The sequence below is a fragment of the Tardiphaga sp. 813_E8_N1_3 genome (assembly GCF_051811025.1).
Classification (GTDB): domain Bacteria; phylum Pseudomonadota; class Alphaproteobacteria; order Rhizobiales; family Xanthobacteraceae; genus Tardiphaga.
On sequence record NZ_JBPWQE010000001.1, the window covers coordinates 1,237,003 to 1,258,404 of the forward strand.

Sequence of the window (21,402 nt, forward strand, 5' to 3'; positions counted from 1 at the left end):
GCGGGATGTCGACTGGCGATCTGATTAAACAGCCGGATCAGCGCTGGCAACATCCGGTATATTTTTGAACTTAAGACGGGGAGGGCCCCAATGGCGATCGACGACGACGACAAGCCGAAGAAGAAGGTCAGCCACGAGATCGGGCAGGATCTTTCCCTGCTATCGGTCGAAGAACTCGCCGACCGGATCGCGCTGCTCAATGGCGAGATCACGCGGCTGCAATCGAGCATGACCTTGAAGCGCGCGACGCGCGACGCGGCAGATCGCTTTTTCAAGTCGTGAAGTTGGTGTGAATCGGCGCTCCGTCAGTCTGCTTCTGCTTGTCGTCATCCGGCCTGACCGGGCGATCCAGTGCATGTCGGCCTGAATGTACTGGGTTACCCGGTCGAGCCGGGCGACGACAGCAGGTGAAGTTCGTGTGCCGCCTTCACTCAATTCAATTACACTCCGGCGAGCGTGCCAATCCGGGACACATCGCGATGCTTCACATGGCAAACGGATCGTGAAGAAAGCCCGCGCATTTACGCGCAATTAAGCTTTCTCGCATATTACTTAAATTGTCCTTGTTTGGACACCGAGTGGCTCCTGTCCACTCTGTTTGACGCCTCCCTGTTATCAACTTTAAAGCCGCCGGAAACGGCGGCTCTTTTTTTGGTACGTCTGTCTCCATTCGGGGCGTCCGCGATCGTTCAATCGCGTTGGAAACCATAAATACTTCTTTAATTTTACGCCGCTGGACTCTCACGCACGCACGCGTAATGATTTGTTCATCATAAGCCCGCCGCTCAGAGCTGGCTGCGAAACCATTTGCGTGAGGCGTTAACTATGTCGGATCGTTTGCACAGCGAACCCGCTCTCGTTCAGTTCAGCGAGCGGCTGACCAATTCTGCTGCCTTCGGCGCCTTGTTTCGCGAGGGGATGGATCTGGTCGAAGAGACCGCGTCCTATCTCGACGGCGTCGGTCGTACCGAGGCGAAGGCTCTGGATCGCTCCGTCAGCCTGACCTACGCCACCGAGAGCATGCGCCTCACAACGCGCCTGATGCAGCTCGCCTCGTGGCTGCTGCTGCACCGCGCGGTGAAGGAGGGCGAGATGACGCTGACCCAGGCCAATCGCGAAAAGACCAAGGTGAAGCTCAGCGCCGCCGATCCGAGCCCGGAAGAAATGCTGCTCAAACTGCCGGAGCAGCTGCAGATCCTGATCGCGCGTTCGATGGTGCTGCAGACCAAGGTTCGTCGCCTCGACGTCTCGATCCACGCCGCGACCACAACGCATGCCCCGATCGGCAATCCGCTGGTGCCGCAGCTCAATCGCCTGAAGGCCGCGTTCGAGCGCTGATCGCGCGTCCCTCGCATTCCCTAAACGCTGTTCCTCGCTCGCGGCTCATGCGCTAAACATGAGCCGGCTGAAGCGGGGCATTTGCGATGGCAGACGATATTAGGGCGTTGACCGGAGTGCGCGGCGTCGCCGCTGCTGTCATCGTCGTGTATCATTTCGGTGACGTGCAGCTCGCAACCGGCGGCACCGGTTCGTTTTTCCGCATTCCCTACGGCTATCTGCTGGTCGACCTGTTCTTCATGCTGTCAGGCTATGTGATGGCGCTGACCTATCGCGACGCATTCCTGCATCTTACCGGCAAGGGGTTCGCGCATTTTATGCTCAAGCGGGTCGCGCGGCTGTACCCGGCCTATTTCATCATTGGCCTGTTCTATGTTGCCAAGATCGCGGCCGGCCTTTCCGGCGAGAAGCTGGAGATGTATTCGGCTTGGGACTGGACCGGTAATCTCCTGATGATGACCGGCTGGGGGCTCTATATTTTTCCGATCATCGGCGTGGCCTGGGCGGCGAGCGCCGAGATGGGCTCCTATCTACTGCTGCCGATCCTGATGGCCTCTACCCAGCGCTGGAGCAAATGGATCGCGGGGCTTGCCGTAATCGCGGCGCTGCTCGGCATCTATGCGGTGAGCGTCAGCGGCCGCGGGTCGGGCGGACCGCTCGATGTTGTCAACGGCAATTCGCTCTATCCGCTGCTGCGCGCGGTGGCAGGCTTTACGCTGGGCCTCGCGATCTTTCGCTTTGGGGATGTGATCGATCGCCTGTCAGCGGGCGTGCAGGACATTCTGGTGGTCGCACTGCCGCTGGCCATCATCGCGGTCGGTCTTGCCGATGCCAGCGACCGCTTGATGTATCTGTTGTACATCCCGCTGGTCGCGGTGCTCTCGCGTGACGGCCGGATGGCGCAACTTCTGTTCGGTAACGCGCTGGTCTACCGGCTCGGCATCATCTCGTATTCGATCTATCTGATCCATCCGCTGTTCGTCAGCTTCGCGATCAGGACCTGGCGGCATTTAGGCCAGACCGAGGTCGTCTATATCGTCGCGTCACTGGTCTGTTTCGCCATCATCTGGGCGCTGGCGGAAGTGAGCTATCGCTTCATCGAGATGCCCGGGCGCAACTGGATTACGCAGCGGTTCATCCCGCGGAGAAGCGACGCGCCTGTGAAGGCGTAGGCATCGCGCTATCAAGTCGGCGGTGTGGCGCGATGCCGCAGGCGGCGACAATCCATTCTTTCAGATATCACCGACATGCTGTCCCGAAATGTGAGCGATGACGCCTTACGGGCAGAGTCATTTCTCACAAGGCACTGCGGGCATAGGGTTTATCGGCGGTGATCCATTCGTCCGACGTTTGACCAATGCGAGTTTTGAGAACAGAGCGCACCCGCTATCTTCTCATTGCTGCGGTGACTCCGTGTCGCACCGGGACAATCGCAGCGATGTGGCATTGAAGCGCGGCCACACCGAAATTCCGCGCCGGTCCAAGTAGGAATCTGATGTCTTTGTCTCCTCGTCTGTTCGGTATCATCGGTGTGCTGGCATGTCCGGCGGTTGCAGTGGCGGCTGATCCGGTGGTGATGTTGCCATCGGTGCCGTTCGTGCCCTCCGCTTCCGGGGGGTGGACCGTGACCGTCGGGATCGGCGGTGAGATGCAGCCATCCTATGAAGGCGCGGGAAGCTCCGAACTTGCGCCCAAGCCGATCATTTCGATCCGACGGGCAGGCACTCCGGCCCGCTTCAAGAGCATGCGCGACAATGCGAGCTTCGCCCTGATCGACGTCGGCGGCTTTCGCGCCGGTCCCGTCGGCAACTATAAAGCAGCGCGCAAGGCCGCCGATCACAGCGAGCTGCGCGGTTTGAGGGACGTCGATTTCGCGGTTGAACTCGGCGGTTTCGCCGAATACTACGCCTTCGACTGGCTGCGCCTACGCTCCGAACTGCGCCGCGGTCTCGGTGGCCACGAAGGTATCGTCGCGGATTTCTCGGCTGACGTGATTGTGCCGATCAACGAGCGGATGACCTTTGCTGCCGGCCCGCGCTACCGGGTGACGGATGCGAAATATGCGGAGACTTACTTCAGCGTCAACTATATCGAGGCGCTAGCGTCAGGTTTGCCGGTTTACGATGCCAAGGGCGGTTCGAGTTCGGTCGGTGCGGGCGCGCAATTGCGCTACAAGCTCGATCCGCAATGGGAAGTGCGCGGCTATGTCGAATATGACAAGCTGCTCGGCAGCATCGCCGACAGTCCGCTGGTGAAATTCCGTGGGTCGACCAATCAAGTCACCTATGGCCTTGGCGTCGCTTATTCGTTCGATGTCGGCGTGCGATAGTTCGTGCGATAGCACGGCGGGCCAATACGGTGTGCGCCAGCTCGCGCTTCTAGCGCTCACCGATCAGATAGTATGACAACATCGTATCCAGCTCCTGTTCCAGCTCGCCATTGGCGAAGGCGTCCGGACGGAAAGCGATCGCTGCATCGAGCGCCGAGCCGACCATTCTCGGAATGAAGAAACTTCCGGCTTCGCGATTGAAGCCAGGGCGTAGTTCGTCAGCATGGCTGTCGAACATGCCGCGCAAGAGCCCTTGCCGCTGCGGGAAACGGTCGAATGGCCACTGAACAGGGGGACGGCCGGAGGCGGTCTCCATCAAGACTCTCAGCAGTGGCAGCACGCGTGCATGCTGGCTGATCGCGGTGTTCAAACCGGAGCGGACGAATCCGCGCAGATCCAGCCCTTCGAATCCTGAAATGGTCTGCCAGATATCTTCGGACATTTGGGCTTCCGTCCGGCCATGGAGGGCTCCGAACAGCGCGTCCCGGTTTGGAAAATACTGATAGAGCGATCCGATGCTGACGCCGGCGCGTTCGGCGATCCTGTTGGTGGTGGCGCGTTCGTAGCCTTCGTCCACCAGCACGAGGGCAGCGGCGTCCAGAATGATTCCCACGGTCGCAAGGGAGCGCGCCTGACGCGGCTTCTTGCGGTGGTGCCCGGTCTTGGTCGGCATGGTCTCGTTGCGCCCCCGCGCAAGGTGATGTGGCGCACCTTATTGGGAGGGTAACGGAGGCGGTTTTAAGGTACCGTCGTGGCAGCGGTCGTCCAACAACAAAAAACGCCCCTGCAGGCCGCAGAGGCGTTTTGAAAGGCATTCGGACCGGCCCCAAAGGGCCAACCCTGAAAGGATCAGTCTTCCTTCTTGAGGAAGCCCGAGAACTTCTTCTGGAAGCGCGACACGCGGCCACCGCGGTCGAGCAGCTGAGTGGTGCCGCCGGTCCAGGCTGGGTGCGAGCGGGGATCGATGTCGAGGTTCAGCTTGTCGCCTTCCTTGCCCCAAGTGGAGCGTGTCTGATACTCGCTACCATCGGTCATAACGACCGTAATGTTATGATAATCCGGGTGAATTTCGGCTTTCATGACGGTTCCTTCGGCGCGCCGGCGCCTGAATCTCTGTGATTTCGATGGCGGATTTGGCCGCTCTATATCGCAGGAACGTGCGGGAGACAAGGACTGCTATGACGGATCATGCCCCCCGGGTCATTGCCCCCGGGCAATTTGCCCTGCTGGGAATTGACCTAGGTCATTTGCCTCGCGGCCCGCGTCGGCCTATCTCAGGGCAACGACAAGAACGGTTATAAATCATGAGTGCAGTCGAACGGCTTGAGACCCCCCGCGCGGCCAAGCCGCCGCTTCCGCAGCCCGATCCCGTGCTAGCGGAGCCATCGCTGGCAAACGCTGTCGTGGAGCCTCCGGTACAGCCCAGTCGAGCCAAATTGCGGCCGCTGCTGGCGCTGGCCCCCTATGTGGCGCGGTACCGCGGACGCGCGCTTCTGGCGCTGGTGTCATTGACCATTGCGGCCGTGACCACGCTGGTCGTGCCGATTGCGGCCCGCCGTATGATCGACTTCGGCTTCAGTCCCGAAGGCATCGCGATGATCAACAACTATTTCAGCGTGATGATCGCTGTGGTGGTCGTGCTCGCGCTGGCCAGCGCCGCCCGCTACTACCTCGTCATGACCATCGGCGAGCGCATCGTCGCCGATTTGCGCCGCGACGTGTTTGCGCATCTCACCGCACTGTCGCCGTCCTTTTTCGATACATCGCGTTCCGGCGAACTGGTGTCACGGCTCACGGCCGACACCACGCAGATCAAGTCGGCGGTCGGCGCGTCCGTCTCCATAGCGCTGCGTAACCTCGTGCTGTTTCTCGGCGCCGCCGCCATGATGGTCGTGTCGAGCCCCAAGCTCTCGGGCTTCGTGCTGGCCGCGATCCCGCTGATCGTGATCCCGCTGGTGGCTTTCGGACGCTGGGTGCGTCGTCTCTCGCGTAATGCGCAGGATACGCTGGCGGAAGCCTCGGCCTATGCCGGCGAACTTGTCGGCTCAATTCGCACGGTACAGGCCTATACCAACGAGAACCTAGCTAATGCGCGCTTCAGCAAGGAAGTCGAGCAGGCCTATGAAGCCGCACGCGGCTCCACCCGTGCGCGTGCGGTGCTGACGGCGATCATCATCTTCATCGTGTTCTCCAGCGTCGTCGGCATTCTCTGGGTTGGTTCGCACGATGTCCTGACGGGCTCGTTGACGCCCGGCCGGCTCGGCCAGTTCGTGCTTTATGCAGCCTTTGCGGCGTCCAGCCTCGGCCAGCTCAGCGAAGTCTGGGGCGAGATTTCGGCAGCGTCGGGCGCGGCCGAGCGCCTATTCGAAATCCTGAACGTCAAATCCGCTGTGGTTGCTCCGGCAGCGCCGCGCGCCTTGCCGCAGCCCGCGCGCGGCGACGTCGTGTTCGACAATGTCTCCTTTGCCTATCCGACCCGGCCGGACATCCTGTCGGCAGCCGGCATATCGCTGTCGGTGAAGGCCGGCGAGAAGGTCGCCATCGTCGGCCCGTCCGGCGCCGGCAAGAGCACGCTGTTTCATTTGCTGCTGCGCTTTTACGATCCCAAGGGCGGCGCTATTTCCGTCGATGGCGTGCCGATCCGTGATGCCGATCAGCGAGAGCTCCGCAAGCGCATCGCATTGGTGCCGCAAGATTCCGTCGTGTTCGCGGCAACGGCCCGGGAGAACATCCGCTTCGGTCGTCCCGATGCGACAGACGCTGAAGTCGAGCACGCCGCATCGCTGGCGCATGCCACCGAATTCATCCGCCGCCTGCCTGATGGATTTGAGGCGCAACTCGGCGAACGGGGCGTCACGCTCTCGGGCGGCCAGCGTCAGCGCATCGCCATCGCACGCGCCATCCTGCGCGATGCACCGCTGCTGCTGCTCGATGAAGCAACGTCTGCACTCGATGCCGAATCCGAGACGCTGGTGCAGACCGCACTGGAAGAGCTGATGAAGCACCGCACCACGCTGGTGATCGCCCATCGGCTCGCCACCGTGCTGTCCTGCGATCGCATCCTCGTCATGGATCATGGCCGCATCGTCGAGCAGGGCACCCACGCGTCGCTAGTTGCCGCGAACGGGCTTTATGCCAGGCTGGCAAGGTTGCAGTTCGGGGTGTGAGTCAGAGCAACGGCTCCGGTCAAGGCTTCCATTCCATCAGGTCGACTGCGCGGCCTGACGTGTTCACTTCATCGCCGTTCTTTACGAAGCCGTTGCGTGTGTAAAACTTGATCGCGCGGGCATTGTCGGCGTTGACCTTCAGCGTTACACCGGCCGGCGACAATCGCTTGGCGTCATCGACAAGTAGCCGGGCGACGTCCGATCCCCAATGCGCTGGGCTCACCACCAACTGATCAAGATATCCTGTGCCATCGATGGTGACGAAGCCGACCATGGCGTCGTTCTGTTCCGCGACCACGATCTGCGCTACGGGTACCAGTTCGGTGCGCCATCGGTTGCGCCACCAGTCGACGCGGGCGTCGAAATTGATCGAGGGATAGGCCTGTCGCCATGTCTCCAGCCACAGGGCGATAGATGAGTCTTCATCGCTCTCGCGATAGGGGCGCAGCTGGAATGCCTCGGGCATGTCCTCAGCGCTCGGTGAGCTTGAGTTCGATGCGGCGGTTGCGCTTGTAGGCTTCCTCGGTCTGCGCCGTATCCAGCGGCTGGTTTTCGGCGAAGCCGGCGGCGACGAGACGCTGTGCGGGGACGCCGAGCGAGATCAGATATTGCACCACCGAGATCGCACGCGCCGACGACAGTTCCCAGTTCGACTTGAACAGGGGGCTGTTGAGGATCGGCCGCGAGTCGGTATGGCCGTCAACGCGCATCACCCAGGCGATTTCCGATGGGATCTGCTTGTCGAGTTCGATGAGCGCGCTGGCGACCTTGTCGAGTTCGGCGCGGCCTTCCGGCAACAATAATGCCTGACCAGCGTCGAAGAACACTTCTGACTGAAACACGAAACGGTCGCCCACCACCCGAATGTCCGGCCGGTTGCCGAGAATGGCGCGCAGGCGTCCGAAGAATTCGGAGCGATAGCGCGACAGCTCCTGAACGCGCTGCGCGAGCGCGACGTTGAGGCGCTGGCCGAGATCGACGATGCGTCCCTGCGATTCCTTGTCGCGTTTCTCGGACGCTTCCAGCGCTTCTTCGAGTGCCGCGAGCTGGCGGCGCAGCGCGGAGATCTGCTGGTTCAGCACCTCGACCTGCGCCAGCGCGCGGGCGGAGAGCTGCTTCTCGGAATCCAGCGCCTTGTTGAGCTCGGTGTTGCGGCCTGCGGCATCGGAGCCGGCACCGGCGAGGCCGTCATACAGGCCTTTGATCCGGTCGCGCTCCGATTCCGCGGCGGACAGCCCCGCGCGCATCTGGGATAGCTGTTCGTCAAGGTTGAGCTTGCCGAGCTTCTCAAGCGACAGCAGGTCGTTGAGCTGCGCCAGCCGCGCATTAAGCTGCTCCAGCGCCTTGTCCTTGCCCGTGACTTCTTGCGACAGATAGAACTGCACGACGAGGAAGATCGACAATAGGAATACGATGGCGAGTACCAGCGTCGACAGTGCGTCGACGAAGCCCGGCCAGTAGTTGAATTCGGAAGATCCGCGGCGATTGCGTGCCAATGCCATGGGTTAGTTCTTCTCAGGCTGACGGGCGATGTGTTCCAGCAGCTTCTTGATCTCACGGCTCTGCTCGCCCTGACTGTCGGCCCATTCGCGGATCATTTCCTGCTCGCTGCGCATATGCGCGACGAGGCTCTGGATCGCATCGGCGAGATTGGCCATGGCGGTCGTCGTGCCGCGGTTGTTGTTGCCGTCCTCGATGGAGCGACGCAGGCGCTCGATGGCATCCTGCAGCTCTCCGGGGGGGCCGGTTGCTGCAACGGGCGCCGTCTCGCCGGAATATTCCTTCACGGTGGAGGCGAGCCAGTCTTCCAGGTCCGTATAGAACCGGTTCTGCGCCTGGCTGGATTGCAGGTCGAGGAAGCCGAGGATCAGCGATCCGGCAAGACCGAACAGCGATGACGAGAACGAGATGCCCATGCCGGCCAGCGGCGCGGCGAGGCCTTCCTTCAGCGTGTCGAACAGCGAGCCGGCATCGCCGCCGACCTTGAGGCCTTCGATCACCTTGCCGACGGAGCCAACGGTCTCGATCAGGCCCCAGAAGGTGCCGAGCAGCCCGAGAAATACGAGGAGGCCGGTCATATAGCGCGAGATGTCGCGGGATTCGTCGAGGCGCGTTGCGATCGAATCGAGCAGATGCCGCATGGTCTGCTGGGAGATGCTCATGCGGCCGGTGCGCTCGCCGCCGAGGATTGCAGCCATCGGCGCCAGCAGGGTCGGGCGTCGGTCCAGCGCTAGGCCAGGATCGGAAATCCGAAAGCTGTTGACCCACGAGACTTCCGGATAGAGCCGAATGACCTGCCGGAACGACAGGATGATGCCGATCGCCAGCACTGCGCCGATCAGCGCGTTGAGCCCGGGATTGGCGAAGAATGCGAGCACGATCTGCTTGTAGAGCACGGTCATGATCAGACCGCACAGGACCAGAAACACCAGCATCCGGACCAGGAAGATCCGGGGCGATGAGAGCTTGGTCAGTTCGATCTCCATCGCGGAGCGGGAGGAGGAGCCAGGCGCCATGTGCTGATCATCTGCATGCGAGGAGAGGTTCGACGCGCAATATGGCACAGCCCCGCGACAAAAAAAGATCAGATACTGCCGGAAACAGCGATGTCACCGGGAACTTCCAGTTGAAACCCGGCTTGATCTGCCGCGTATTTAGAAAAGACCTTTTTGTTGAGCCGTTTACAGGACTCTGAATGACATTTCTATACTTGCAAGCGCCGGTGACAATTGCGGTCTCGCTCTCGATTCTGATGTCACTTGCGTGGGTGGTGCAGCAGCGCACCGGCAACTCGGGCTGGGTCGATACGATCTGGACATTTTCGCTCGGCATCGTCGGCGCAGGCAGTGCGTTATGGCCGGTTGCAAGTGCATCGCCGAATGTCCGGCAATGGCTGGTGGCGGCCCTGGTGGCGATCTGGTCGTTGCGGCTCGGCTCGCACATCGCCGTGCGTACGGCGGGCATATCAGACGATCCGCGCTATGCGGCCTTCGCGAGGGAATGGGGCGTGAACTCACCGCGGAAGATGTTCATCTTTCTGCAGAATCAGGGTTTCGGGTCGATTCCGCTGGTGTTTGCAATTTTCGTGGCTTCCCGTTTTCCGTCGGATGCGTTGCGGGTGCAGGATTATCTCGGCGCGGTGATCCTATTCGCAGGCATCGCGGGTGAGGCACTGGCTGACAAGCAGTTGAAGACCTTCCGCTCAGATCCGGCCAACAAGGGCAAGGTCTGCGATATCGGGTTATGGCGCTGGTCGCGGCACCCGAACTACTTCTTTGAATGGTTCGGCTGGCTCGCTTATCCGATGATCGCGCTCTCGCTCGACTATTCTTGGGGCTTCGCTACGCTGCTAGCGCCGATCTTCATGTACTGGATCCTGCGTCATGTCACCGGCGTGCCGCCGCTGGAGGACCAGATGCTGAAGTCGCGCGGCGATCGCTATCGCGACTATCAGGCACGGACCAGTGTGTTCTTTCCATTGCCACCACGAGACCTGCGGAACGCTGAGGAAGTGACGTCATGAGCTTCGTGTCCCGGATCATCGGCACCGCCGAACGTGTCCCGCTGCCCGACGTGCTCATCAGGACAGGCATTCAGCAGCTCTGCGCGCGTACGGCGACGAAGCTTGCCGAGAGCGATGCAGAGACAGACGCAGCGTTCGCGCGCGAGATGGCTGCGCGCGCCGTTGCCGAACATACGGAGGTAGCCAATGCGCAGCATTACGAAGTGCCCGCGGCGTTCTTCGCACTCGTGCTCGGACCAAATCGCAAATATTCGTCCTGCTTCTACAAGGAACCGGAATCGACCTTGCAGGAGGCCGAGGAAGAGGCACTCCGGCAAACCGTCGATCATGCCGGTCTGGTCGATGGTCAGTCGATTCTCGAACTTGGCTGCGGCTGGGGTTCAATGTCGCTATGGATGGCGCGGCAGTTTCCCAATGCACGGATCACTGCCGTGTCGAACTCCAATTCACAGCGCGCCTATATCGAAGGCGAGGCTGCGTCGCGTGGTCTCTCCAATCTGCTTGTCATCACGCAGGACATGAATGTCTTCCAGCCCGAGCAGACATTCGATCGCATCGTCTCGGTCGAGATGTTCGAACACATGATGAACTGGCGCGAGTTGATGACGCGCGTGCGGTCATGGCTGGCGCCGGGCGGCCGCTTCTTCATGCACATCTTCACGCATCGCTCCGGGACCTATCTGTTCGACCGCACTGACAAGGAAGACTGGATCGCGCAACACTTCTTCACCGGCGGGGTGATGCCCAGCCATCATCTCATCCGGCAGTATGCAGATCTCTTCGCTGTGGAGAAGGAGTGGCGCTGGAGCGGCACGCACTACGCACGCACGGCGACTGACTGGCTCGACAATTTCGACTGCAACTGCGACAAGATCGAACGCATCCTGCGACCGGTCTATGGGCGCGACACAGTGCTGTGGATGCGGCGCTGGCGCTGGTTCTTTCTCGCGACCGCGGGCTTGTTTGGCTATGTTAATGGAAGCGAATGGGGCGTGAGCCACTATCGAATGGCCGCCGTTAACTAAACGTATGCCGGTTCCATCCGATTCACGTTCACGTGAGCCTCGAAAGGCTCTATGAGTTCAATACGATAGGCCGTGTGGCAATGCGCCGCCTCGATATGTATTGCGCCGCAGCAGTGCGGTTTTTATTCTAAGCTATCAAAGAAGTTCGATAAATCCGGCTGCGCGCATGAAGACCACAGAGGTCCGGCGTATCCGTTGATGCATGTTCGAATTCGCAACTTGGGATATCAAAGTAAATGACGATGTTGAACGCACGCTCTGCAGGCTTCGCGGTTCTGCTGGCGGGACTCGCGCCCGTGCTCGCAGGATGCAACGAACCCAAGGACGCGGTGGCGTCGGCGCCGCCGCAGGTGAGCGAGCCTGAAGTGAGCATCATTTCCGTCACGCAACAGCGACGTGCGCTGGTTCGCGAATTGCCCGGACGTATCGCGCCGACGCGCGTTGCCGATGTGCGTTCGCGTGTGTCGGGCATTATCATCGAGCGCGCGTTTCATCAGGGCACCGAGGTGAAGGCGGGTGATACGCTGTATCGCATCGATCCGAAGCCGTTCGAGGTGGAATTGCAGTCCGCAAAGGCGTCGCTTCACAAGGCGGAAGCTGCCTATGACCTCGCGTCGATGCAGGCCAAGCGCGTGTCGGGTCTTGCACTGCAGAAAGCAGTCTCCGAAGCGGAAGCCGAGAAAGCAGTCGGTGCACAGCGCCAGGCTGAAGCCGAGATTGCATCCAAGAAAGCCGACGTCGCGCGTGCGCGCCTCAATCTGGACTATGCAACCATCCGCGCGCCGATCGACGGCATTGTCGGAGCCGCTCTCGTGACCGAAGGTGCGCTGCTTGCGCAGAACGACAATACGAATCTCGCCACCATTCAGCAGCTCGATCCGATCTATGCCGATTTCACGCAGTCAGTGTCCGAACTGAATAACTTGCGCCGCTCTTTCGAGACCGGCGATCTCGAGCGGATCGCGCCTGGCGCGGCCAAGGTGAGACTGATGCTTGACGACGGCACGCTCTATTCGCTGCCGGGCAAGCTGCTGTTCTCCGAAGCCAAGGTCGACACCTTCACGGGTCAGGTAACGCTGCGCGGCGAATTTCCGAACCCGAAGCGTGAGCTGTTACCGGGCATGTATGTCCGCGTGCAGATTGAGCAGGGCATCGACACCGACGCCATTGCCGTTCCGCAGCAGGCAGTGCAGCGTAATGGCGGTGGCGGTGCCGAAGTGTTCGTCGTCAAGGATGACGGTCATGTTGCAGTCCAGATGGTACGAACGGGTGCCGTGCAGGACGGTCAGTGGTTCGTGACCGAAGGCCTGAAGGGCGGCGAGCGCGTCGTGGTCGAGGGCTTCCAGAAATTCGCTGCAGGCGACAAGGTCAAGGCGACCGCCTGGACTGATGCGAATGCCACTGCGGGCCTGCCGCCCGAGGGGCAGAAAACCACTCAAGCGCGTCCCTGAGTAAATCGACATGGCTAGTTTTTTCATCGACAGGCCGATTTTTGCCTGGGTCGTCGCACTTTTCATTTGTCTTTTTGGCGCCATCGCAATTCCGCAGCTGCCGATTGCGCAGTATCCGATCATCGCGCCGCCATCGATTTCGATCTCGACCAGCTATCCCGGTGCGTCGCCGGAGAATCTCTACAACAGCGTGACGCGGCTGATTGAAGAGGAGCTCAACGGCGCTGCGGGTATCCTGAACTTCGAATCGACGAGCGACTCGCTGGGTGCCGTCGAAATCATCGCGAACTTCCAGCCCGGCACCGATACCAGCCAAGCGTCAGTCGAAGTGCAGAACCGCCTGAAGCGCGTGGAAGCGCGTCTGCCGCGTGCCGTGATTCAGCAGGGCATCCTGGTCGAGGAGGCCTCTGCCGCGGTGCTGAACATCATCACGCTGCGCTCTACCGACAACAGCCTGGATGAAGTTGGCCTCGGCGACTTCATGATCCGCAACATCCTTGGCGAAATTCGCCGTATCCCCGGCGTCGGTCGTGCCTCGCTGTATTCCACCGAGCGCTCGCTGCGCGTCTGGGTCGATCCCGCCAAGCTGGTTGGCTATCAACTCACCTCGGACGACGTCAATAAGGCGATCACTGCGCAGAACGCCCAGGTCGCCTCGGGCAGCGTCGGCGCCGAGCCGTCGACAGCGACCACCAAGACGTCGTCACTGGTGCTCGTCAAAGGCCAGCTCTCCACGCCGGAAGAATTCGGCGCCATCGTGCTACGTGCCAATTCCGACGGCTCGACCGTGCGGCTGCGCGACGTCGCCCGTATCGAGATCGGTGGCCTCAGCTACCAGTTCACCACGCGCCTGAACGGCCAGCCGACGGCCGGCCTGTCGGTGCTGATGTCGCCGAAAGGCAACGCGTTGGCGACGGCGTCCGCGATCGAAGCCAAGATGAAGGAGCTGTCGAACTTCTTCCCTGCTAACATCGCTTACGACATTCCGTACAACGTCACGCCGGTGGTCAAAGCATCGATCATGAAGGTGCTGATGACGCTGATCGAGGCGGTTATCCTCGTCTTCATCGTGATGTTCATCTTCCTGCAGAATTTCCGCTACACGCTGATCCCGACCATCGTCGTGCCCATCGCGCTGCTCGGCACCTGCACGATGCTGTTGTTGGCTGGCTATTCGATCAACATGCTGACCATGTTCGGCATGGTGCTGGCTGTCGGTATCCTCGTCGACGATGCCATCGTCGTGGTCGAGAACGTCGAGCGCATCATGAGCGAGGAGGGGCTTCCGCCGAAGGAAGCCACCAAGAAGGCGATGGGCCAGATCTCCGGCGCCATCATCGGTGTCACGCTGGTGATGATCGGCGTGTTCGTGCCGATGGCGTTCTTCCCCGGCTCGGTGGGCATCATCTATCGCCAATTCTCGGTCACCATGGTCGCCTCGATCGGGTTCTCCGCGCTGCTGGCGCTGTCGCTGACGCCGGCGCTTTGCGCAACCTTCCTGAAGCCTATCAAGGAAGGACACGGCCATGCCAAGAAGGGCGTGTTCGGCTGGTTCAATCGCAAGCTCGACGCCACCCGCGATGGCTATTCAAGGACAGTGGGCTGGTCGATCCAGCGCACCGGACGCTTGCTGATCGTCTACGTCGCGTTGCTGGTGGGACTGACCTGGGGCTTCATGCGGATGCCGGGCGGCTTCCTGCCGATCGACGACCAAGGTTTCATCACCACCGACGTCCAGACGCCATCGGATTCCTCGTTCGCCCGCACCGAGGGCGCCATTGAGAAGGTCGAGGAATATCTGAAGAAGCGCTCCGGCATTGAGAGCGTCGTGTTTCTCACCGGCTTCAGCTTCCTCGGTCAGGGAATGAACACCGCGCAGGCCTTCATCACCTTGAAGGACTGGTCGGAGCGTCCGCCGAAGGACTCCGCGGCGGCCCTCGTTGATGATATCAACAAGAGCCTGTCATCGATCCGCGACGCCAAGATTTCGGCGCTGCAGCCACCGCCGATCGACAACCTCGGCAACTCGTCGGGCTTCAGCTTCCGCCTGCAGGATCGCGGCCAGAAAGGCTTCGTCGCGCTCAATGCCGCGTCCGACAAGCTGATTGCGGACGCCAATGCCAGCCCAGTTCTGCAGAAGGTATTCGTCGAAGGCCTTCCGCCGGCGCCATTGGTCAACCTGATGATCGACCGCGAAAAGGCCGGCGCCTTCGGCGTCACTTTCGAGGACATCAACAGCACGATCTCCACTAATCTCGGTTCGAACTACATCAACGACTTCCCGAACCGGGGCCGTATGCAACGCGTCGTGGTGCAGTCGGAAGCCGCCAACCGGATGAACGCGGCTGACATTCTGAACTACAATGTCAAGAACAGCCGCGGGCAGCTGGTGCCGTTCTCGTCCTTTGCCACTGTGGAATGGGCGAAGGGTCCGACCCAGATCGCCGGCTTCAACTTCTATCCGGCGGTGCGGATCTCCGGCGAGGCACGGCCCGGTTTCACCTCGGGCGACGCCATCAAGGAGATGGAGCGTCTGGCTGGCCTGTTGCCGCGCGGTTTCGGCTTCGAGTGGACCGGCCAGTCGCTGCAGGAGAAGCTATCGGGCTCGCAGGCGCCGTTCCTGCTCGCGCTGTCGGCGCTGGTGGTGTTCCTGGTGCTCGCAGCGCTCTACGAGAGCTGGACGATCCCGGTGGCTGTGCTCATGACGGTGCCGCTCGGCATCGTCGGCGCCGTACTGGCGGCGAATTTGCGCGGCCTGCCGAACGACGTGTACTTCACGGTGGGTCTGATTACGATCATCGGGCTGGCGGCCAAGAATGCGATTCTGATTATCGAATTCGCCAAGGACCTGCGCGCGCAGGGCAAGTCGCTGGTGGATGCCACAATGGAAGCCTGTTTCCTGCGCTTCCGCCCGATTGTGATGACCGGTCTCGCCTTTATCTGCGGCGTGTTGCCAATGGTCGTTGCATCGGGCGCCGGCGGTGCCAGCCAGCAGGCGCTTGGTACGTCGGTGACCGGCGGCATGATCGCGGTGGTGATCCTGGCGCTGCTGATGGTGCCGGTGTTCTTCGTGTCAGTGCAGCAGCTGTTCTCGCCGGACAAGGCGCCGAAGACGGAAGAGACGAAGCAGCACGAGCCGACCGCATCGCCGTCCGTGTCGCACAGCTAAGGCAATCAAACAAAAAGCCCGGATGGCGCAACGCCATCCGGGCTTTTTCTATTCGAGCGATCAATCTTACTTCGTCAGCGGCCGCAGGATCTTCGTCAGAGCGTCGTGGACGAATTCGTTGCCTGCAACGACATTGCCGGTCGTCAGCACGTCACCGCCATTGATATCGCCGACAGTGCCGCCGGCTTCCTTGATCAGGATCAGGCCCGCAGCAACGTCCCAAGGCTGCAGGTTGCGCTCCCAATAGCCGTCGAGCCGACCGGCTGCCACGAAAGCGAGGTCGAGCGAGGCTGCTCCGAAGCGGCGGAGGCCGGCGACCTTCGGCTGCAAGGCTGCCATTTCGTTGCGTGACAATTCGAAGTCGCCGCGGCCGATATGCGGCAGGCCGCAGGCGATGACGCATTCGTTGAGCTGCTTGCGGCCGGCGACGCGCAGACGCGTGTCGTTGAGGAACGCGCCGGAGCCTTTCTCGGCCATGTAGAGTTCGTCATTGGCCGGATTGTAGATCAGACCGGCAATCACCTGACCTTCGCGCGCCAGACCGATCGAGACTGCGAATTGCGGGATGCCGTGTAGGAAGTTGGTGGTGCCATCGAGCGGATCGACAATCCAGGTATGGCTCTTGTCAGTGCCGTCGCGATTGCCACCTTCCTCGCCGAGAAAGCCATAGCCCGGGCGGGCCTTGTTGAGGTCCGTATAGAGCATCTCCTCGGCCCGCTTGTCGGCGAGGCTGACGAAATTGGCGGGGCCCTTCATCGAGACCTGCAGGTTCTCGATCTCGCCGAGGTCGCGCTTCAGGCTGCGGCCGGCGCGGCGCGCGGCTTTCACCATCACGTTCATAAGGGCTGAATTGATCATGCGTTCGTCTCACGACGACCTGACGGCAGGTCTGATTGGGGGTTGCTTAGGCGATGGGTGCCCTGCGGGCGGCATCTCGTCAAGGCAAGATCGCTGCAGGGGTCATTTCTGGGTTGTGCCCAGCCACTTCTTGGCGGCTTCCTGGGCCTTGGTCTTTTCCTCAGGGGTGGCCTGGGCCAGAAGCTCGTCGAGCATCAGGTCGCCCTTTCCGGCGGTTTTTGCGACGATGTGCCATTTCAGGCCTTCCAGCCGGTCGTCGGTATTGGTGCGCAGCGCCAGCACCCGGGCGAGACGGTTCTGGGCGATCGGGCTGTTCTGCTTGGAGGCCTTGCGGAGCAGGGCGATGGCCGCAGCCTCGTTCTTGGGGGTTCCCGTGCCATTATAGAGCGCGATGGCATATTCGACCTCGGCATCGACATTGTCGGCCAGGGACGCCGCCTGGAGCAGGCGGACCGCCTTGTCGATGCTTTTCTCGACCCCGGTACCCTCCTTGTAGAAGGTCGCCAGCGCGTATTGCGCTTCGGGATTGCCGGCATCGGCAGCGACGCGGAGCAGTTCTGCCGAGCGCTTGACGTCCTGCGGCAGCGTCTGTCCGTCGAGATAGAGAAGCGCCAGATTGTAGGCCGCCTTCGGATTGCCGAGCTTGGCTGAGGAGGCCAGCAGTTTCACGGCCTCGTCGCGTTTGCCGACATTGCCGCGATCCGACAGCCGCAGCATCGCCAGCGCGAACATGGCCTCGCGGTCGCCACGCTCCGATGCGCGCTGATACCATTCAGCGGCCTTGGCGTAGTCGCGTTTTACGCCCAATGCATTGGCATAGAGTTCACCAAGCATGGTCATCGCCTTCGGGTCGTTGTTCTCCTGCGCGCGCTTGCTCGCGAGTTCGAAAGCGGTCTTGTACTGACCGCGCTGATAGGCGCCATAGACCAGATCGGCATTGGGGTCGGTTGGTGCAGCTTCTGCAGGCTGCGCGGGCTTTTCAGCAGGCGGCGTAGGAGCTTTCTTCGCTGCTGTCGGCGCTTTCGCCGGTGCTGGCGCCTTTTTTGGCGCTGTCTTGCTTGCAGCCGGTGGCGGTGTCTGTACCCCCGGTGGCGTCAGCGAAATCTGCGCGGTCGCGCAGGCTGCCCAGGTTGCGCAGCCGGCAATCACAGTGAGGGAACGCAGAATTTTCATTCCGGCGTTATTCCTGTTCGACCTTGGACTGCCCCGAGACGAGCGTCGCGTATCCCTGCTGGATTGCCTTCTCGGCGTCTACCAAGGCTGCAGCAGCACCGCGCGCGTCGTTCCAGATAACGTCTCCGACCAGCACGAAGTCCGCGCCGGCAGCTGCGAATTCCCTGGCCTCATCGAGCGTAGCGGCGAAGCCCACGCAAGGCGGTTCGAACAATTCGGCCCACCACTGCAGGCGTTCAGTGATCGCTTCGGTCGATGGGCGCTGGCCCTTGGTGTCGGGTTCGCCGAACAACACGTAGTCGGCACCGGCTTCGCCTGCAGCCATCGCGTTATGGCGTGTCGACAGTCCGCCGCAGCCTGCAATGCGATCGGGCTTCAGCGAGGGCAGTGCATCCTGCAAGGGAGCAAGACCGGGCAGATGTGCGCCATCGGCGCCGCCGCGTGCCACGAGCTCGACATTGCCTTCGACCAGCATTGCGGCGCCGCTGCTCTGGATGACAGGCGCCAGCGCCTTGATGCGCGTGATCATGGTGCGCTGGTCGGTCGTCGCCAGTCGCACCAGGACGGCAGCGACATCTGCTTTCTCAAGAAGAGCAGGCAGGTTCGCGGCCAGCGCTGATGGATCCTCGACGACGGGAGTCGCGAGATAGAGGCGCGGCATCGGCGGTGGCGGGACGGGTTTGGAAGCCAAGATTATAGCGCCTTCTGTTCTTGATCAGTCGTCCACTCGCCCTTGCTGGCGAGTGAATTCATGTGTGCACGATGGGTGAAGGCCTGCTGACCGGCGGGCACATTGTTGGCTTTGCCGGACCACGCCTTTTGCGGCGCTGCCTGAAGCGCTCGGCCATAGGAGAATGTCAGTGGCCAGGGCAGGCTGCCGATCCTGTTCATAGCGTCGAGATGCGCGGTCGCATCTTCGTCGGATTGGCCGCCGGAGAGGAATGCGATGCCGGGCACCGATGCAGGCACGCAGTTCTTCAGCATGCGCACGGTCTTCTCGGCCACTTCAGCCACACCAGCTTGCGTCTTCGACTTCTTGCCCGAGACTGCCATGTTCGGCTTCAGGATCATGCCCTCCAGCGCGACCCGCTGGACCCGCAATTCCTGGAACGTCTTGTTGAGCACGCGCTGTGTCACCTCGACGCAGCGGTCGATGTCGTGATCGCCGTCCATCAGCACCTCGGGCTCGACGATCGGGACGATCTGAGCGGCCTGGCATAGCGCGGCATAGCGGGCGAGCGCGTGCGCGTTGACGGAGATTGCGGTCATCGATGGAATACCGGCACCGATATCGATTACCGCGCGCCACTTCGCGAAGCGCGCGCCGCGTGCGTAATATTTGGCAAGACGCTCGGCGAGCTTGTCGAGGCCTGCTGTGACCAGCTCACCGGGACAGTTCGGCAGTGCCTGCGTGCCCTCATCGACCTTGATGCCGGGAATAGCACCGGCTTCCTCGATCAGCCGCACCAGTGGCGTGCCATCCTTGGCGTTCTGCCAGATGGTCTCGTCGTAGAGGATCACGCCGGAAATGTAGCTGCTCATCGCCTCGCGCGAGCGAAACAGCATTTCACGATAATCGCGGCGGTTGTCCTCGGTCGACTCGACGCTGATCGCATCGAAGCGCTTCTTGATCGTGCCTGACGATTCATCTGCGGCAAGCAAGCCCTTGCCCGACGCGGTCATGGCGCGGGCGATTTTATTGAGTTCGGCGAGATTCATGGGCATGTCCTGAGTGGGCTAGTCCTGCAGGTCAATCTAGACCGTTCTCGGGCAAAATCCGAGCATCTGGCCGGCCAATGAGCCCGTCCGCATCCGATTCCGGCAAAAATTCAGCCTGCCATAGGCTGTATGGCAGGCTGAAACCCAGTCAATTGGCAGTTTGGGCTCAGGCGATCTTCGCGTTCAGCTCGCCCGATGCGTAACGCTTGGCCATTTCGGCCGTGGTCAGCACCTTTTTGATCTTGCTGGCCTGGCCGGCGGTATTGAATTCCTGCAGGCGCTGCTTGCAGAGCTTCACCATGGCTTCCATCGCCGGCTTCAGATATTTGCGCGGGTCGAATTCGCTGGGGTTCTCGCTCAGCACCTTGCGGATCTGGCCGGTCATGGCCATCCGGTTGTCGGTGTCGATGTTGATCTTGCGGACGCCGTGCTTGATGCCGCGCTGAATCTCGGCCACCGGCACGCCCCAGGTCGGCTTCATCTGGCCGCCGAACTTGTTGATGATGTCCTGCAGGTCCTGCGGGACCGAGGACGAGCCGTGCATCACCAGATGGGTGTTCGGCAGCTTGCGGTGGATTTCCTCGATCACGTTCATGGCGAGGATATCGCCGTCGGGCTTGCGGGTGAATTTGTAGGCGCCGTGCGAGGTGCCCATGGCGATCGCCAGCGCGTCGACCTGGGTTTCCTTGACGAACTTCACGGCCTCGTCGGGATTGGTCAGCAACTGGTCATGGCTGAGCTGGCCTTCCGCGCCGTGGCCGTCTTCGGCCTCGCCCATGCCGCTCTCCAGCGAGCCGAGGACGCCGAGTTCGCCTTCCACGGAGATGCCGCCGAGATGCGCCATGTCGGTCACTGTCTTGGTCACGCCGACATTGTAGTCCCAGTCCGCCGCTGTCTTGCCGTCCGATTTCAGCGAACCGTCCATCATCACCGAGGTGAATCCGGCCTGGATTGCGGTCATGCAGGTTGCAGCTTCGTTGCCGTGATCGAGATGCACGCAGACGGGAATGTGCGGATAGATTTCGGTGACCGCGTCCATCATGTGCTTGAGCATGATGTCGTTGGCGTAGGAGCGGGCACCGCGCGACGCCTGGATGATCACGGGCGCATCGACGGAGTTGGCCGCGTCCATGATGGCCAGGGCCTGCTCCATATTGTTGATGTTGAAGGCCGGCACTCCGTAATCGTGTTCTGCCGCGTGATCGAGCAGTTGACGCAACGTAATACGGGCCATGCAGGAAGCTCCTTGTAAATTGGGACAGGCGCAAACGCCGCGCCGAGGGATATATGGCTCTTAGCGCGAGGAGACGGCGAATCCAAGACGCCATCAGTCGCGCATACAGCCAACGTTAATCGCCACGATGGCCCAGCGTTCCAGCTAATGGAATTCCCGGTAACTAATGTTCGCGAGCTTCGAGTGCCGCGACGTGCTCTTCCACTTCAGTCACGCGCTCGTCGAAATCGCCAGCAGTCGCACGCATCATTACGAGCATGCCGGCAGCGTCCCGACGCTGCTTACGGCCCATTTCTTCCAGCCGATCAAGACGCTGTTCAACCGAGTTACGAAACGACGCAATATCCTTGCGGATCGCGATGAGGGTATCGGTCATTATGCTGATCGCTTGGGGCAGGAACATACCATAAACATCG

General features: G+C 61.4%; 20 protein-coding genes. 9 read left to right on the forward strand and 11 right to left on the reverse strand.

Annotated elements, in window-relative coordinates; all coding sequences use genetic code 11:
- Window positions 1-90: 90 nt before the first annotated feature.
- The 4 genes from AB8A33_RS05810 to AB8A33_RS05825 all read left to right on the forward strand — a co-directional run bounded on the left by AB8A33_RS05810 (window position 91) and on the right by AB8A33_RS05825 (window position 3,667).
- The gene (locus AB8A33_RS05810) at window positions 91-282 is read left to right on the forward strand and encodes a DUF1192 domain-containing protein (RefSeq protein ID WP_068735125.1); all 192 of its coding nucleotides are present in this window, start codon (window positions 91-93) and stop codon (window positions 280-282) included.
- A 543-nt stretch (window positions 283-825) separates the two neighbouring features.
- A complete protein-coding gene (rcdA, locus tag AB8A33_RS05815) occupies window positions 826-1,338 on the forward strand; it encodes a protease adaptor protein RcdA (RefSeq protein ID WP_115030175.1) in 513 nt (170 codons plus the stop codon).
- An 86-nt stretch (window positions 1,339-1,424) separates the two neighbouring features.
- Window positions 1,425-2,510 (forward strand): acyltransferase family protein, encoded by a 1,086-nt coding sequence (locus AB8A33_RS05820; RefSeq protein ID WP_439091904.1) that lies wholly within the window; start codon window positions 1,425-1,427, stop codon window positions 2,508-2,510.
- Window positions 2,511-2,833: 323 nt separating this feature from the next.
- Window positions 2,834-3,667, forward strand: a complete 834-nt coding sequence (locus AB8A33_RS05825; protein ID WP_439091905.1) for a MipA/OmpV family protein — start codon at window positions 2,834-2,836, stop codon at window positions 3,665-3,667.
- A gap of 49 nt (window positions 3,668-3,716) precedes the next feature.
- On the opposite strand, the gene AB8A33_RS05830 is transcribed toward AB8A33_RS05825, so the two are convergent.
- Together AB8A33_RS05830 and rpmE are read right to left on the reverse strand one after the other, a co-directional pair.
- Complete coding sequence (locus tag AB8A33_RS05830; protein ID WP_439091906.1) at window positions 3,717-4,340, reverse strand: TetR/AcrR family transcriptional regulator; 624 nt, start codon at window positions 4,338-4,340, stop codon at window positions 3,717-3,719.
- 176 nt (window positions 4,341-4,516) lie between these two features.
- A complete protein-coding gene (gene rpmE / locus AB8A33_RS05835) occupies window positions 4,517-4,747 on the reverse strand; it encodes a 50S ribosomal protein L31 (protein WP_068735135.1) in 231 nt (76 codons plus the stop codon).
- A 224-nt stretch (window positions 4,748-4,971) separates the two neighbouring features.
- Between rpmE and AB8A33_RS05840 the strand changes: the two genes are divergently transcribed.
- On the forward strand, window positions 4,972-6,834 hold the full coding sequence (locus tag AB8A33_RS05840; protein WP_439091907.1) for an ABC transporter ATP-binding protein/permease: 1,863 nt from the start codon (window positions 4,972-4,974) through the stop codon (window positions 6,832-6,834).
- 19 nt (window positions 6,835-6,853) lie between these two features.
- Here the strand turns inward: AB8A33_RS05840 and AB8A33_RS05845 are convergent, their stop codons facing one another.
- Genes AB8A33_RS05845 through AB8A33_RS05855 form a run of 3 tightly spaced genes read right to left on the reverse strand, consistent with a single transcriptional unit; the run spans window position 6,854 to window position 9,350 of the window.
- The gene (locus tag AB8A33_RS05845; RefSeq protein ID WP_439091908.1) at window positions 6,854-7,300 is read right to left on the reverse strand and encodes a GNAT family N-acetyltransferase; all 447 of its coding nucleotides are present in this window, start codon (window positions 7,298-7,300) and stop codon (window positions 6,854-6,856) included.
- A gap of 4 nt (window positions 7,301-7,304) precedes the next feature.
- Window positions 7,305-8,336 (reverse strand): peptidoglycan -binding protein, encoded by a 1,032-nt coding sequence (locus tag AB8A33_RS05850; protein WP_439091909.1) that lies wholly within the window; start codon window positions 8,334-8,336, stop codon window positions 7,305-7,307.
- A 3-nt stretch (window positions 8,337-8,339) separates the two neighbouring features.
- A complete protein-coding gene (locus AB8A33_RS05855; protein ID WP_439091910.1) occupies window positions 8,340-9,350 on the reverse strand; it encodes a flagellar motor protein MotA in 1,011 nt (336 codons plus the stop codon).
- 179 nt (window positions 9,351-9,529) lie between these two features.
- Between AB8A33_RS05855 and AB8A33_RS05860 the strand changes: the two genes are divergently transcribed.
- The 4 genes from AB8A33_RS05860 to AB8A33_RS05875 all read left to right on the forward strand — a co-directional run bounded on the left by AB8A33_RS05860 (window position 9,530) and on the right by AB8A33_RS05875 (window position 16,002).
- A complete protein-coding gene (locus AB8A33_RS05860; RefSeq protein WP_439091911.1) occupies window positions 9,530-10,357 on the forward strand; it encodes a DUF1295 domain-containing protein in 828 nt (275 codons plus the stop codon).
- On the forward strand, window positions 10,354-11,382 hold the full coding sequence (locus AB8A33_RS05865; protein ID WP_439091912.1) for an SAM-dependent methyltransferase: 1,029 nt from the start codon (window positions 10,354-10,356) through the stop codon (window positions 11,380-11,382). The genes AB8A33_RS05860 and AB8A33_RS05865 overlap by 4 nt, the downstream gene beginning before the upstream one ends.
- Window positions 11,383-11,618: 236 nt before the next feature.
- Window positions 11,619-12,833 carry an efflux RND transporter periplasmic adaptor subunit gene (locus tag AB8A33_RS05870; RefSeq protein WP_439091913.1) on the forward strand — a complete coding sequence of 405 codons (1,215 nt, stop codon included), beginning with the start codon at window positions 11,619-11,621 and terminating at the stop codon, window positions 12,831-12,833.
- 10 nt (window positions 12,834-12,843) lie between these two features.
- Window positions 12,844-16,002 (forward strand): multidrug efflux RND transporter permease subunit, encoded by a 3,159-nt coding sequence (locus AB8A33_RS05875; protein WP_439091914.1) that lies wholly within the window; start codon window positions 12,844-12,846, stop codon window positions 16,000-16,002.
- 66 nt (window positions 16,003-16,068) lie between these two features.
- Here AB8A33_RS05875 and AB8A33_RS05880 read toward each other — a convergent pair whose 3' ends face one another.
- The 6 genes from AB8A33_RS05880 to AB8A33_RS05905 all read right to left on the reverse strand — a co-directional run bounded on the left by AB8A33_RS05880 (window position 16,069) and on the right by AB8A33_RS05905 (window position 21,362).
- Window positions 16,069-16,860, reverse strand: a complete 792-nt coding sequence (locus tag AB8A33_RS05880; protein WP_439091915.1) for an inositol monophosphatase family protein — start codon at window positions 16,858-16,860, stop codon at window positions 16,069-16,071.
- Window positions 16,861-16,962: 102 nt separating this feature from the next.
- Window positions 16,963-18,033 (reverse strand): tetratricopeptide repeat protein, encoded by a 1,071-nt coding sequence (locus tag AB8A33_RS05885; protein ID WP_439091916.1) that lies wholly within the window; start codon window positions 18,031-18,033, stop codon window positions 16,963-16,965.
- Window positions 18,034-18,040: 7 nt separating this feature from the next.
- On the reverse strand, window positions 18,041-18,724 hold the full coding sequence (locus AB8A33_RS05890; protein ID WP_439091917.1) for a thiamine phosphate synthase: 684 nt from the start codon (window positions 18,722-18,724) through the stop codon (window positions 18,041-18,043).
- Window positions 18,725-18,726: 2 nt separating this feature from the next.
- Window positions 18,727-19,752, reverse strand: coding sequence for a class I fructose-bisphosphate aldolase (locus tag AB8A33_RS05895; protein ID WP_439091918.1), 1,026 nt, complete (start codon window positions 19,750-19,752; stop codon window positions 18,727-18,729).
- A 166-nt stretch (window positions 19,753-19,918) separates the two neighbouring features.
- On the reverse strand, window positions 19,919-20,986 hold the full coding sequence (gene fba / locus AB8A33_RS05900; protein WP_439091919.1) for a class II fructose-bisphosphate aldolase: 1,068 nt from the start codon (window positions 20,984-20,986) through the stop codon (window positions 19,919-19,921).
- A gap of 163 nt (window positions 20,987-21,149) precedes the next feature.
- Window positions 21,150-21,362: a hypothetical protein gene (locus AB8A33_RS05905; RefSeq protein ID WP_439091920.1), complete on the reverse strand. Its 213-nt coding sequence runs from the start codon at window positions 21,360-21,362 to the stop codon at window positions 21,150-21,152.
- Window positions 21,363-21,402 lie beyond the last annotated feature (40 nt).